This is a genomic window from Lysinibacillus sp. EB271-A1-10B (assembly GCF_058791335.1).
The window spans coordinates 1-13,880 of the sequence record NZ_JBYTDL010000037.1 but is presented as its reverse complement, the minus strand read 5'-3'; the positions used below and the strand labels follow the sequence as shown (position 1 = coordinate 13,880).

Sequence of the window (13,880 nt, the reverse complement as noted above, 5' to 3'; positions counted from 1 at the left end):
TGTGTGGAAGGTTTCTACATATCGAAGAGGCTTTGTCATTTCTTATAAATGTTTATCGTTTAGCTCTATATAGATTAGATAAACGGATTGATAATTTTTACAAAAACGGAATGTCCTATTGACAATTTATTGTAAAAGGTTATAATTTTTTTATAGACAGACAGTCGGTCTATTGAGGGGGGCATAAAAATGAGAAAAGAAGCAATGGAGCGTAGAAACGAAATACTTGATGTAGCTGATGAGCTTTTCGGTCAGAAGGGCTTTGATGGCACAAGTACTAACGATATTCTTGAAAAGGTTGGTATTGCACGGGGTACGCTATATTATCACTTCAAGTCGAAGGAGGATATTATGGACGCGTTAATTGAACGGTATAATGCACAAATTCTAGGTGCTGCAAAAGAAATTGCAGCAAATAAGAGCATCCCTGTTAACGAGCGTATTATCCGTGTTGTAATGGCATTAAACATAAGTAGCGGAAACGGTAAGGAAATTATTGACCATATACATAAGCCGCAGAACGCGCTTATGCATCAGAAAATACAAAAGGTTATTATGAACGGTCTTCCTCCAATACTGACGGAAATAATCCGTGAGGGTATTGAGCAAGGATTATTCAGTACACCGTATCCATATGAATGTATGGAAATGATCGTGGCTTATACGAATACCGTTTTTGATGATGATATGGTTGAAATGACCGATGAAGAGCGTGCTTCACGTATACCAGCTTTTGTCTTCAACGTAGAAAGACTGCTCGGTGTCGAAAGTGGAAGCCTTATGTACATGATGAAGATGTTTGGCAATGGGGGTGAAGAAAATGGAAACAACGATGGTTGATTCCAAGCGTCTTTTTAAAAAATTTCTTCTGCTTTGGTCAGGGCAGCTAATTTCAGCAATAGGAAGCGGGCTTACAGCGTTTGGGCTTGGGATTTATGTTTTCCAGCAGACAGGAAAGGCATCGGCAATGGCACTTGTCACCTTACTTGCGTTCATGCCTTCGCTACTATTAAGCCCTGTGGCAGGAGTGCTTGCGGACCGTTATGACCGAAGACTCTTAATGGTGTTAGGCGACAGTTTTTCAGCGATAGGACTTGTGTATATTTTTATATGTATGCTTAGCGGGGAAGCATTGCTATGGCAGATTTGTGTGGGAGTTACAATAAGCTCGGTGTTTTCATCGTTACTTGATCCCGCATACAAGGCTACGGTTACGGATTTACTGACCGAGGAACAGTACACGAAGGCAAGCGGGTTAGTCCAGGTGGCGGGTTCTGCAAAATATTTGATTTCACCCATCATTGCCGGATTTTTGCTCACCGTTTCGGATATAAAACTTTTACTTGTTATCGACATCTGTACTTTTTTTGTAACGGTTATCTCAGCGCTTGCTGTACGAAGAGGTCTTGCTTCAAAGAAATATGAACAGACACAATCATTTTTCAATGAGTTCAAAGATGGTTGGCGTGCAGTTTCTCAAAATCGAGGTGTACTCGTTCTTGTTATCATGACATCGGTGCTGACATTTTATCTTGGCATTATTGAAACACTGTCTATTCCGATGTTGCTTACTTTTACGAACAGTTCTGTAATCGGAATGGTGGAAACTATTGTCGCTACTGGGATGCTCGTATCCAGTGTAATCATAGGACTTCTTCCGATAAAAAAAGGATATGTCAAAATTCTTGCATTTTCACTTTTTTTTGAAGGGATATTTATGGCGATATTCGGGCTTCGGGAAAATATAATACTGATCTGTATTTCAGGCTTTTTCTTTTTTGCCATGATGCCATTTGCAAACTCAACATTGGATTTTCTTGTTCGTACCAATATTGATAATGCTGTTCAGGGTAGAGCATGGTCACTTATAGGGGTAATTTCACAGCTTGGATTTGTAGTGGCCTATGCGCTTTCGGGTATACTTGCAGATTATGTGTTTACTCCTTTACTAGTTGACGGTGGATTGCTTGCTGACAGTGTAGGGAAAATTACCGGTACAGGTCAAGGTAGGGGAACGGGCTTCCTCATCATCATCGCTGGAATTTTATTAAGTATTACTTCATTCATTTTGTTCAACTTGAAATCGGTGAAAAAGCTTGAAAACAGAGGTGACTTATGTATTACAGATTAATTCGAAATGACATTTTAAAAAGCAAATTGATAACGCTGACAACAACGTTATTTGTCGCTGTTGCGGCTATGCTCGTTTCCTTATCGGCAATACTTATGGTAAATCTTTCAGGTGCTATCGATTCACTTATGAATCAGGCGAAGACGCCGCATTTTATGCAAATGCATTCTGGGGATATCGATACTGTCCGACTTACAAACTTCGCGGAGCAAAACAGCAAAGTCGATGAATATCAAGTACTTGAGTTTCTCAACTTGGATAACAGTCAAATTATTTTAGGTGATCGTTCACTTGCAAATAATGTTCAAGATAATGGTTTTAGCATACAGAGTGAAAAGTTTGATTATCTTCTTGATCTTGATGGAAACATTATTAACGTATCCGATGGTGAGCTGTATGTACCAATAAACTATATGAAGGACGCCACTACGAAGGTCGGTGATAAAGCTATATTAGATGGAAAGGAATTTACTGTAGCAGGATTCCTCCGGGATTCACAGATGAATTCTATGCTGTCTTCTTCAAAAAGATTTCTCGTAAGTGCGAATGATTACGCTGCAATTAAAAGCCATGGAAGTGTGGAGTATTTGATTGAGTTTAGATTAAAGGATTTATCGGCACTCGGTGAATTCGAAACTACTTATGCTTCCGCGGGACTTGAAGCGAACGGACCAACGATTACATTTCCACTTTTCAAAACAATAAACGCATTTTCTGATGGGATTATGATAGCAGTTATTCTTCTTATAAGCGTTCTTGTCGTTGCTATCTCATTTATGTGCATACGCTTTACACTCCTTGCGAAAATCGAAGACGATTACCGTGAAATTGGTGTAATGAAGGCAATAGGACTACGCCTTTCCGACATTAAGAAAATTTATCTTGCGAAGTACGCAGCAATTGCGGCAGTGGGTAGTATTCTCGGTTATGTACTTTCGTTGATGTTCAAAAACATGTTGCTAGAAAACATCCGGCTTTATATGGGGGAAAGTGAAAACTCTTCTTTTGCCACGTCTTTAGGGATCATCGGCATTCTACTTGTATACCTTGCAATAATAGCCTTTGTAAGCGGAGTGCTGAGACGCTTTCGGAAAATATCTGCGGCAGAAGCGATACGCTTTGGCATTTCGCAGGAAAAAAGCACAGGCGCAAAACATGTTTGCCTGAACAAAAATAAGCTGTTAAATACGAATCTTTTCCTTGGGATCAAAGACGTTCTCGCAAGAAAAAGACTTTATGCCACAATGCTTGCAGTACTTGTCATTTCAGCATTTATCATTATTGTTCCACAAAACCTATACAACACGATTTCCTCAACAAGCTTCATTAAATATATGGGAATTGGAAACTACGATATTCGCCTTGATATTCAACAAACTGATCAAATCTCTAAAAAAGCTGAAGAAGTTTTAGAATATATGAACAGCGACAGTTCCATTTCAAAGTATACCGTCCTTACAACAAAGACATTCAAAACAAAAATGGAAGACGGTTCGGAAGAAAATATAAAAATCGAACTTGGCGACCATTCGATATTCCCTATCGAATATACCGAGGGCAGAGTACCCGCTGTAGAAAACGAAATTGCGCTTTCGGCTTTAAACGCAAATGAATTGAACAAAAAAGTCGGCGATACAATTACGGTCATCATAAAGGGGAAGGAGAATAAGCTCACGGTAAGTGGCATTTATTCTGACATTACGAACGGTGGTAAAACGGCAAAGGCTGTATTTACCGATCATTCGGAAAATATAATGTGGAGCGTTATTTGTGCAAAGCTTTCAGATAAAACTCTTATCGATGAAAAAATCTCTAACTATGCGGACCGATTTACTTTTGCTAAGATTTCCAATATTGATGAGTTTGTCAAACAAACTTTCGGCTCGACTATAAAATCAGTCGAAAAAGCATCCTTCGCCGCAATTGCAATAGCACTTGTAATAACGATTCTAGTTACACTGTTGTTTATGAAAATGCTTGTCGCAAAGGATAGATATTCGATTGCGATAATGAAAGCACTAGGTTTTACAAAGTTGGATATTACGGTGCAGTATGGTTCGCGAGCAGTATTTGTATCAATAATCGGAATAATTGTTGGCACCATTCTGGCAAACACTCTTGGAGAGGTACTTGCAGGTGCAGTTATTTCCTCGTTCGGGGCGTCATCGTTTAGTTTTTCAATCAATCCACTTTCGGCGTACGTGCTTTGTCCGTTATTGATGATTTGCTCGGTACTTATTACAACAATCATTGGCACATCGAGCGCTGGGAAAATAAAAATATCCGAAAATATAAAGGAGTAGCTTATGAAGAATCTTATAATCGGTGAACATATTGTAAAATCTTTCGGTGAGGGCGATGAAAAACACAATGTTCTCGACGGAGTGTCCGTTGACATAAACGAGGGGGAATTTGTTGCGATCATGGGACCCTCGGGCTCGGGAAAATCAACGCTAATGTTTGCATTGAGCGGCATGGACAGTATTGATGGCGGAAGGGTTACGTTTGATGGAAATGATATATCGTCCGTCGGTGAGGCTGAACTTTCAGATTTACGTAGAACTAAAATGGGCTTTGTTTTTCAGCAGCCAACTATGCTTAAAAATCTAAATATTCTCGATAATATTATTCTTCCATCAATTCGTGATAATAGAAAAAACGTTGCAAAGATTTCAGAGAAAGCAAGAGGGCTTATGAAGAGGGTAGGCATTGCGGAGCTTGAGATGCGGGATATTACACAAGTTTCCGGAGGTCAGCTTCAGCGAGCGGGAATATGTCGAGCGCTTTTGAACAGCCCGAAAATCATCTTCGGCGATGAGCCTACAGGCGCACTAAATTCAAAATCGGCCCAGGAAATCATGGACATTTTTTCTGAAATTAACGCGGGCGGTACTGCAATTATGCTTGTCACTCACGATGCAAAGGTTGCGGCCCGTACGGAACGCATAATGTTTATGCTCGACGGAAAAATTGTCAGTGAGCTAAAGCTTCCAAAGTTTGACGGTACAGATATTGATGGCAGAGTTGAGAAAGTAACAGAAAAAATGTGGGAAATAGGAATATGAGTTGCTGTAACAACTAATACTGAATCTCACAATGGAAAATGAAAGATTTCTAGAGTAGTTACGTATCAAGTTGGCAATAAATGATTGGTCATAGAGAAAAGCAGGGGAATTGGTTCACTAGGCCTAAAGTAAAAGGATTCACGCATAGTTTTGTGTGTGAATCTTTTTTTGCCTTTGGAAGCAGGATGTGGATAAAACTCAGAAGTTGGGTGATAAAAATTAAAAGTTGGGCGATAATTTCTGAAAGTGTTCCGATAAAACTAAAAGTTGGATGTCATTCCCCCTCGCTGTGCTGAAGGGGCATACATTTTCAACTGAATTTCATGAAGGAAGAGCCCTTTATTAAAAGGTTCTTCCTTTTTTTGAATTAATACTTGCAAACTAAAAAGTCATAGTGTAATATCTAACTAGTACACTATGACGCGAGGTGTTTATGTTGAAAAAATTCGCAGGGCTTTTAAAAAAGGAATGGGTGCTCTATAGAGCATGGCTATTTGTTGGAATTTTTATTGGGATCACACTGTCAATATTAGTTCCATATTTAATTAGGCGGTTAAGTGATGGATTTACGATGGAAAATCAGCTGTCATTTGCTTTCTCAATACTAGTACTTATATTAGGTGGATTTTTTTCGATATTACAATTCCTAGCTAGTATCCGTCATGACTTAAAGACCAAAGAGATATGGCTGCATTCAACTAGTTCTATCGCACAGCTTGTAGGTGTGAAAATCGTATTTTCCTTAATAGGATACGCTATCTTTAATTTAATCTTTATGAGTATAGCTATTTATAAAATCAAAGAGGAATTTATAGGTAACTTCGCGCAAATGTTTTTATTGCTTTTATTTTATGTAGCAGTGATTGTTATGTTGCAATTGATGATGTTTGTGATCATGCTATTATTTTTAGCATTTAATCTCCAAATGAAACACTTTATTGGTGGTTTTTCCATTGTGATCACGATGGTTGCCTTTTTCATGAGTGTGAATTTATGGTTTAAATTTACAGCGAGTAATTTATATGATAATATTTTCCATCATATAGGAATTCGTTTGACTTTTCTGAATCAATTTTTCCCACAGGTACAATCATTTCCGTTTACCATGGGCACAATGTATGTCGTCGAAGAAGTAGCAACGATTATTTTTGTAGCGGTCTTATTTATCATAGCGACTAAGTGGCTTGAAAAGGTGGTTTTACGATGACAATCGACTTTTCGCGTGATAAGCCCATCTATAGCCAGCTCGTAGATCGGATATGTGGGGACATTTTGAAAGGGAAGCTAGTGCTTGGAGATCGACTTCCTTCGGTTCGAGAATATGCAGTGGAAACTGGTGTCAATGTGAATACTGTGCAACGAGTGTATAAGGAGTTAGAAGCAATGAATATAACGGAAACCAAACGAGGGCAAGGTACATTTATTACAACCGATGATGGGCGAATTGCTCTATTACGGGAAGATATGAAAAATCAACTGGCAGATCATTTTTTAACTTCTATTGAAGCGCTTGGGTTTTCAAAGGATGAGATGCTCGTTGTTTTACAAAATAAATCGTGAGGTGAAATAAATGCTACAGCTATCAAATGTTTCTTTTCGTTATATGAAAAAGCCTATTTTACAAGATGTGTCTTTTTCCATCCCTGTTGGACAAATCATTGGACTTGTTGGGGAAAATGGTAGTGGCAAGTCGACATTATTAAAAGTATTGGCCGGCCTATTACGTCCGACAAGTGGTGAGGTATTGCTAAATGGAACGTCTGTTACACGCAGAAGTGCTGATGAAATTGCCTATTTACCAGATATTGATTTGTTTTTTGATTTTTACACAGGTGAGCAGCTTTTTCAGCACTATGCCTCTCAATTCGAAGATTTTTCGTATGATAAAGCTTGTATCGTTGCAGAGTTTTTACAGGTTGATAAAAATGTGAAGCTACGGCAATTATCCAAGGGGAACCGTGGCCGGATGAAAATGGCCGCAACTCTTGGGCGAGAGGTACCTTTTTATTTAATGGATGAGCCTTTCTCTGGTCTGGATCCAATCGTTCGTGAACAGCTGATTAAAGGGTTAATTCAATTTACTGACATTGAACACCAAACAATATTATTATCAACGCATGAGTTATATGAGGTAGAGCCTATTTTAGATCAAATCATTTTATTGCAAAATGGATCGATCATTGCACAAGAGGAAGTAGAGATGATTCGAGATGTTTCGAATAAGGATGCTGTGCAATGGATGAAGGCGTTTTATAAGAAAGGGTGAAATTTATGACAACACAACCAATTGTTCAATTGCAAAATTTATCAAAAACTATTGGTGGCAAGCAATTGATTCAGCAATTGAATATCGATTTATATCCAGGGCAAATCACTGGATTTTTAGGACCGAATGGCGCAGGGAAAACAACGACAATTCGTATGATGACAGGTCTTATGAATCCATCAGAAGGGAAAGTCATTATTGATGGTCTTTCCTTACAGGACAATTATGAGGAAGCGATTAGTAAAGTCGGTGTAATTGTAGAAAATCCGGAAATGTATAAATTTATGACGGGCTATAAAAACCTATTGCACTTTGCGCGTATGCATAAAAACGTTACAAAAGAGCGTATTCAAGAGGTAGTGAGACAGGTCGGCCTTGAAAATCGTATTCATGAAAAGGTTTCGACGTATTCGCTAGGGATGCGTCAGCGTTTAGGACTTGCTCAGGCACTACTTCATCGACCAAAATTTTTAATTTTAGATGAACCTACTAATGGTCTAGACCCAGCAGGTATCCGAGAGTTTCGTATGTACTTGCGTAAAATTGCAGCTGAGGATGGCGTATCTGTATTTGTTTCCAGTCATTTATTATCCGAAATTGAATTAATGTGTGATCGAGTAGCTGTCATACAAAATGGCAAACTCATCGATATTCGTGATATCAACGTTGAAACATCTTCGTTTTATTATATTGAAGCTACACCAAATGATCAGGCTGCAGCACTTCTACAAAAGCTCGATTACAACTTTGTGGCGGAAAATAACGGTTATGTAGTGGAAATAAAGAAAGAGGATATACCGAAACTCATTCCTCAATTTGTTAACGAAGAAATTCAATTATTTGCCGTACAACCGCATCAAAAAACGTTGGAGGATCAATTCTTAGAAATGACAGGAGGTGGCCAAATTGCTGAATCTAATTCAAAATGAGTGGATGAAATTATGGCATAAAAAAGGAACTTGGGCAATGGTTGCGCTACTAATCCTTTTTATTATTGGTCCTGGTATTATGATGAAATACCAGGAAATAAAGTACAATAGCAATAACAGTGAAACGTGGCAGGAAAGTGAACAGCAAGTCATTAATCTTAATAAAGAAATGATGGAAGATGAAAATATATCGGCAGAGGATAAAAAGCACTTTGAAGAGGAAATGGCTATTTCTGAGTATCGATTAGCAAATGAACTGCCGTCTCAAGAAGATGGAAGCGTAGCAAGCTTTATGTCATTTGCTGGTAATATGCTGAATTTAGTAACATTATTTACAGTTATTATTGCAGCAAGTATCGTATCAAGTGAATTTGCTACTGGTACGATTAAAATGCTATTAACGCGTCCAGTTTCACGGGCAAAAATATTAACTTCAAAATTACTTACAACTTTCATATTTGGACTCTTTTTATATGTTGTCACTTTCATAGTAAGTGCTCTAGTTGGACTTATACTATTTGGTGGCGGAACTGGTGTTGAGTTAGAAATGGTCAATGGTCAGATTGTTGAAAAAGCAGTGTGGAATGATTTAGCATACCACTATTTACTTTCTGGCGGAGACTTTGTCATGTCAATATTGTTTGCTTTCCTAGTGGGCTCTGTTTTCCGTTCAAGCTCTTTAGCAATTGGTTTAACGATGTTCTTATCCTTTACAGGCGGAATGATTGTCATGTTCTTAAGCAGATTTAAAATCGTTAAATATATTTGGTTAACTCATTCAGATTTAACACAATATGAACGTGGTAGTTCAATACTAGATGGCATTACAATGCCATTCTCACTCACGATCCTTGCGATTTATGCTGTTCTTTTCCTTGCGATCAGCTATATGTCCTTTATGAAACGTGACGTCACAGCGTAAATAATAGAATTCATGAAATGTAGTCCAATTGGTTTAAGCCAGACTTCCAATTGGGCTATGTTTTTTTCCTATAAATAAATCAAGCTTATGTGTAATAGGATTTAAAATTTTGGAATCCCTGCCTTCATTTCAAAAATAATGTTTATTTTTTGTATGAGTGATAATATAATGATAGCAACTTAATGAAAACGCTTTTTTCTATTAAGTGGTCTAGACAACTATACCAAAGGGGGATATTTAATGTTAGCTTTCTTACAAAAAATCGGTAAGTCGTTAATGTTTCCAATCGCTACATTACCAGCAGCCGCAATATTGTTACGCTTAGGCTCTGATGACATGCTTGGTGCAGTGTCAAATGATGTTATTAAGCATATTGCAAGTATTATGGCAGCATCTGGTGATGCGATTTTAGGTAATTTACCTATAATATTTGCGATTGGTATCGCGATGGGTCTAGCACATGATAATAGTGGTGGTGCAGCATTAGCGGGTGCCATTGCACATCTAGTGTTAGTCGCAGTATTAGGATCTGTAAATGAAGATCTGAATATGGGAGTATTCGGTGGCATTATTGCAGGTATTACAGCAGGCTTACTTTATAACAAATTCTATAATGTAAAATTCCCAGAATGGCTGTCATTCTTCGGAGGACGGCGTTTTGTGCCAATTATAACGTCCATCACGATGGCGGTTTTAGCAGGTATTTTAGCTGTTATATGGGGACCAATTCAAGGTGGTATTGATTCGGTAGGGAACTGGTTAATCGGTGCTGGATCACTTGGTGTTGGGTTATATGGCTTCTTAAATCGTCTATTAATTCCAGTCGGTTTACATCATGTTATTAATACGATCATATGGTTTGACTTTGGTGAATTTACTAATGCTGCAGGCGAACTTGTCAAAGGAGATATTCATCGATTTTTAGCAGGAGACCCATCAGCAGGACATTTCCAAGCAGGTTTCTTCCCAATTATGATGTTTGGATTACCAGCAGCGTGTCTTGCGATGTACTTTGCAGCGAAAAAGAAAAATCGTGCAGTAGTTGGTGGTATGTTCGTATCTATCGCGTTGACAGCATTTTTAACAGGTGTAACTGAGCCTATTGAATTTACATTTATGTTTTTATCACCAGTACTTTATGGGATCCATGCAGTTTTAACAGGTATTTCGCTTGCCGTTGCCTATATTATTGGATTCCGTGACGGTTTTGCTTTTTCCGCAGGTTTAATTGACTATCTTTTAAACTTTGGATTAGCAGATAGTCCATGGCTATTACTTCCTTTAGGATTAGGTTTCGGGGCAATTTACTTTGTCGTTTTCTATTTCTTAATCAAGAAGTTAGATTTAAAAACACCTGGTCGTGAAGACGAAGATGAAGAAGGGGCAGATGTTACTTCAGCTGTTTCTGATGATTTAGATGTACGTGCTTTCCATACAATCGAAGCATTAGGTGGACAAGAGAATATTAAGCAAGTTGATTACTGCACAACACGTCTTCGTATGACTGTTGGTGATGCGGATCAGATGGATGAAAAAACATTAAAACAAACGGGCGCACGTGGTGTTATGCGTATAAGTAAGACAAATGTGCAAGTAATTATCGGTACATCTGTAGAGTTTTTGGCAGAAGCTATGAAAGATCGCCTGAAAAAAGGGAATCCAGCGCCTTCAAATGTAGATGTACAAAAAGAAGCGTCTGTTGAAGAAGCAACAACAGCAGAAGGAACAAATCCTTCCAATGATTTTGAAATGCCGATTACAGGAGATTTAATACCGTTATCTGACGTGCCAGATGAAGCTTTCTCGTCAGGTATAATGGGGCCAGGTTTTGGTATTCATCCAAAGGATGGTACAGTTCATGCGCCATTTGATGGTCAAGTAGTAATGGTTTTCCCAACGAAGCATGCGATCGGTTTAAAATCTAATACAGGTGTTGAAATATTAATTCATGTCGGTTTAGATACGGTCACTCTAAATGGTGAAGGTTTTGAAGCAATGGTTACAGAAGGTCAAGTAATTAAACGTGGCGATACATTATTAAAAGTTGATTTTGAGAGTGTTAAAGACAAAGTACCGTCTATCGTTACACCAGTTGTTTTCACAAGTTTAATGGGGCAAGAAATTACACTTGAAAAAACTGGTTTCCAACGATCAGGTTCACGTAACATTATTTCGATGAAGAAGTAACAAACAAAGGATGCTGTCTAAAAAGGTCCATCTAACAAAATGAACATGCACTAATCGTAAATCCGCTTAATTTTCTGTGGGAAAGCATAGTCCCACAGAAATCTATGCGGGTCGTAGTACTATATCAAAATATTAGCATTGATAGGATCGCTTCAAACACTTAGGCCAGTATCTTCTATCAATCCTAGGAGATGTTTTTAATGAATTTATTAATCCGTAACATCACAGTTGTCAATGCAACAGGACGACTGGAATGTGTCGACGTTTTCATGAAGGATGGGGAAATTGCACAAATTGCGCAACAAATTAACGCAGATCAAGTGCAAATTATAGATGGTACAGGGAAATTTTTATTCCCTGGTTATATCGATATGCATATTCATGGCTCTGCTCAAATGGACACGATGGATGCATCGAATGAAGGTCTTCATACGATGGCGAAATCACTTGCAAAAGAAGGAACAATAGGCTTTTTAGCAACGACGATGACACAAAGCTATCAAAATATTGAACGTGCTCTTGAAAATATTTCGGAGTTTACTTCAAATCCAGACGAGGCAGAACTTCTAGGTATTCATGTAGAAGGTCCTTTTATATCAAAAAAGCGTGTAGGTGCACAGCCGCTTGAATATGTTGTACCACCTGATTTCGCTGTTTTTACAAAGTGGCAAAACGTAAGTGCCTATAAAATTAAACAAATTACAATGGCGCCAGAAGAACCAAATGGATTTGAGGTCGTTCAAGCAATTGCAGATAGCGGTGTGGTCGTTTCAATTGGTCATTCTGATGCAACATTTGAACAAATGAAAGAAGCGGTTCGTCATGGTGCAACACAAGGCACACATTTATACAACCAAATGCGCCCATTCCATCATCGAGATCCAGGTGTTGTCGGTGGCGTATTATTATTAGAGGAAATGAAGGCAGAAATCATTGTTGATTTTATCCATATGCACAAGGATGCCGTGAATATGGCATATCGTTTAAAAGGAGCAGATGGTATTATTTTAATAACCGATGCAATGCGAGCAAAAGGAATGCCATATGGAGAATATGACTTAGGTGGTCAAATGGTTCATGTATCCGAAAATGGAGCGCATTTATCAAATGGAGCCCTTGCTGGGAGTGTATTAAAAATGGACCAAGCTGTACGGAATATGCAACTCATCACGAACTGCACGTTAGAAGAACTTGTTAAAATGTCGAGCTACAATGCAGCAAAACAACTAAAACTGACGAACAAAGGACAAATCGAACAAGGATTTGATGCAGATGTTGTGATTCTGGATGAACAGTTAATGTTGCAACAAACAATTAAGGCTGGAAAAGTAATCTACGAAGCGTAAGATTTCGTATGCCTGTTTAATAAGTAAATAAGGGGGAATAGGAAATTGAGACTGGAACGCTTTGCTTCAAAAGAAGATTTATACGCTCGCGCAGTAGACATTATCGTGAATACTAAAAACGAAGGTGCTACAACGTTTGGTCTAGCTACAGGTGGTACAATGGAACCGTTGTATAGTAAAATTTGTGAAACTGATATCGATTTTACGAATTGTATCAGCTTCAACCTGGATGAATACGTTGGACTTAGTGCTAAACATAAACAAAGTTACGCATATTATATGTACAAACATTTATTTCACAACAAACCATTTAAAGAATCTTACCTACCGAATGGTTTAGCTAATAATCCTACTGAGGAAATGGCAAGCTATGAATCATTATTACAGCAGCATCCATTAGATTTTCAATTGCTTGGGATCGGACAAAACGGTCATATCGGCTTTAATGAACCAGGCACATCATTTGATTCGCTGACACATCTTGTAGCGCTTGAAGAATCAACACGTCAAGCGAATGCACGTTTCTTTGATTCAATTGATGACGTTCCAACCCATGCATTTACGATGGGAATTCAATCAATCATGCGCGCTAAGTGCATTTTGTTAATTGCTGTAGGAGAAGCAAAACGTGATGTATTAGAACGCGTTCTTGCATCTGAATATACAGAAGATGTCCCGGCAAGTGTATTAACAAAACATCCTAATGTCATTATATTAACAGATTTAAAAATAGAGGAGAATGAACAATGAAAACAAAACAATTTACAGTAGTAGACCCACTAGGAATTCACGCACGTCCAGCAAGTCAATTAGTAGCAGCTGCAACACCTTTTGCTTCTTCTATCGAGTTACAGACAGAACAAAGAACAGCTAATTTAAAATCGATTTTAGGCGTTATGGGATTAGCTCTAAAACAAGGTTCAATGTTTACATTACACGTAGAGGGGGAGGATGAAGAACAAGCGTTTACTGCATTAACAAAATTAATTTCAGAAACGGGGCTAGCACAATGATCCGACTCAAAGGTATTGCCG

13 protein-coding genes are annotated in these 13,880 nt (G+C 38.3%); all 13 read left to right on the top strand.

What is annotated here, in order from left to right:
- The first annotated feature begins 189 nt into the window (after positions 1–189).
- The 13 genes from AC3WSK_RS25155 (at position 190) to AC3WSK_RS25095 (ending at position 13,859) form a co-directional block, all read left to right on the top strand.
- Positions 190–840 carry a TetR/AcrR family transcriptional regulator gene (locus AC3WSK_RS25155; protein ID WP_427483893.1) on the top strand — a complete coding sequence of 217 codons (651 nt, stop codon included), beginning with the start codon at positions 190–192 and terminating at the stop codon, positions 838–840.
- Positions 821–2,131: an MFS transporter gene (locus tag AC3WSK_RS25150; RefSeq protein ID WP_240518205.1), complete on the top strand. Its 1,311-nt coding sequence runs from the start codon at positions 821–823 to the stop codon at positions 2,129–2,131. Before AC3WSK_RS25155 ends, AC3WSK_RS25150 begins: the two co-directional genes overlap by 20 nt.
- Entirely contained in the window at positions 2,116–4,434 is a 2,319-nt protein-coding gene (locus AC3WSK_RS25145; RefSeq protein ID WP_492414337.1) for an ABC transporter permease, read from the top strand. The genes AC3WSK_RS25150 and AC3WSK_RS25145 overlap by 16 nt, the downstream gene beginning before the upstream one ends.
- A gap of 3 nt (positions 4,435–4,437) precedes the next feature.
- On the top strand, positions 4,438–5,196 hold the full coding sequence (locus AC3WSK_RS25140) for an ABC transporter ATP-binding protein (RefSeq protein ID WP_079560218.1): 759 nt from the start codon (positions 4,438–4,440) through the stop codon (positions 5,194–5,196).
- Positions 5,197–5,629: 433 nt separating this feature from the next.
- Positions 5,630–6,403, top strand: coding sequence for a hypothetical protein (locus AC3WSK_RS25135; RefSeq protein ID WP_240518206.1), 774 nt, complete (start codon positions 5,630–5,632; stop codon positions 6,401–6,403).
- Entirely contained in the window at positions 6,400–6,756 is a 357-nt protein-coding gene (locus AC3WSK_RS25130; protein ID WP_079560220.1) for a GntR family transcriptional regulator, read from the top strand. Before AC3WSK_RS25135 ends, AC3WSK_RS25130 begins: the two co-directional genes overlap by 4 nt.
- A gap of 10 nt (positions 6,757–6,766) precedes the next feature.
- A complete protein-coding gene (locus AC3WSK_RS25125; protein WP_427483896.1) occupies positions 6,767–7,462 on the top strand; it encodes an ABC transporter ATP-binding protein in 696 nt (231 codons plus the stop codon).
- 5 nt (positions 7,463–7,467) lie between these two features.
- Positions 7,468–8,391, top strand: a complete 924-nt coding sequence (locus AC3WSK_RS25120; RefSeq protein ID WP_079560222.1) for an ABC transporter ATP-binding protein — start codon at positions 7,468–7,470, stop codon at positions 8,389–8,391.
- Entirely contained in the window at positions 8,369–9,313 is a 945-nt protein-coding gene (locus tag AC3WSK_RS25115) for an ABC transporter permease (protein ID WP_079560223.1), read from the top strand. The genes AC3WSK_RS25120 and AC3WSK_RS25115 overlap by 23 nt, the downstream gene beginning before the upstream one ends.
- A 240-nt stretch (positions 9,314–9,553) precedes the next feature.
- Entirely contained in the window at positions 9,554–11,500 is a 1,947-nt protein-coding gene (nagE, locus tag AC3WSK_RS25110) for an N-acetylglucosamine-specific PTS transporter subunit IIBC (RefSeq protein ID WP_492414336.1), read from the top strand.
- Between the two features lie 200 nt (positions 11,501–11,700).
- The gene (gene nagA, locus AC3WSK_RS25105) at positions 11,701–12,846 is read left to right on the top strand and encodes an N-acetylglucosamine-6-phosphate deacetylase (RefSeq protein ID WP_079560225.1); all 1,146 of its coding nucleotides are present in this window, start codon (positions 11,701–11,703) and stop codon (positions 12,844–12,846) included.
- A 45-nt stretch (positions 12,847–12,891) separates the two neighbouring features.
- Positions 12,892–13,596 carry a glucosamine-6-phosphate deaminase gene (locus AC3WSK_RS25100; protein WP_427483898.1) on the top strand — a complete coding sequence of 235 codons (705 nt, stop codon included), beginning with the start codon at positions 12,892–12,894 and terminating at the stop codon, positions 13,594–13,596.
- Complete coding sequence (locus AC3WSK_RS25095; RefSeq protein WP_079560226.1) at positions 13,593–13,859, top strand: HPr family phosphocarrier protein; 267 nt, start codon at positions 13,593–13,595, stop codon at positions 13,857–13,859. Before AC3WSK_RS25100 ends, AC3WSK_RS25095 begins: the two co-directional genes overlap by 4 nt.
- Positions 13,860–13,880 lie beyond the last annotated feature (21 nt).

Coding starts and splice junctions, on each gene's coding strand:
- AC3WSK_RS25150 (WP_240518205.1), top strand. CDS start 821: ATGGAAACAACGATGGTTGATTCCAAGCGTCTTTTTAAAAAATTTCTT.
- AC3WSK_RS25120 (WP_079560222.1), top strand. CDS start 7,468: ATGACAACACAACCAATTGTTCAATTGCAAAATTTATCAAAAACTATT.
- AC3WSK_RS25135 (WP_240518206.1), top strand. CDS start 5,630: ATGTTGAAAAAATTCGCAGGGCTTTTAAAAAAGGAATGGGTGCTCTAT.
- AC3WSK_RS25095 (WP_079560226.1), top strand. CDS start 13,593: ATGAAAACAAAACAATTTACAGTAGTAGACCCACTAGGAATTCACGCA.
- AC3WSK_RS25145 (WP_492414337.1), top strand. CDS start 2,116: ATGTATTACAGATTAATTCGAAATGACATTTTAAAAAGCAAATTGATA.
- nagE (WP_492414336.1), top strand. CDS start 9,554: ATGTTAGCTTTCTTACAAAAAATCGGTAAGTCGTTAATGTTTCCAATC.
- AC3WSK_RS25140 (WP_079560218.1), top strand. CDS start 4,438: ATGAAGAATCTTATAATCGGTGAACATATTGTAAAATCTTTCGGTGAG.
- AC3WSK_RS25125 (WP_427483896.1), top strand. CDS start 6,767: ATGCTACAGCTATCAAATGTTTCTTTTCGTTATATGAAAAAGCCTATT.
- AC3WSK_RS25130 (WP_079560220.1), top strand. CDS start 6,400: ATGACAATCGACTTTTCGCGTGATAAGCCCATCTATAGCCAGCTCGTA.
- AC3WSK_RS25155 (WP_427483893.1), top strand. CDS start 190: ATGAGAAAAGAAGCAATGGAGCGTAGAAACGAAATACTTGATGTAGCT.
- nagA (WP_079560225.1), top strand. CDS start 11,701: ATGAATTTATTAATCCGTAACATCACAGTTGTCAATGCAACAGGACGA.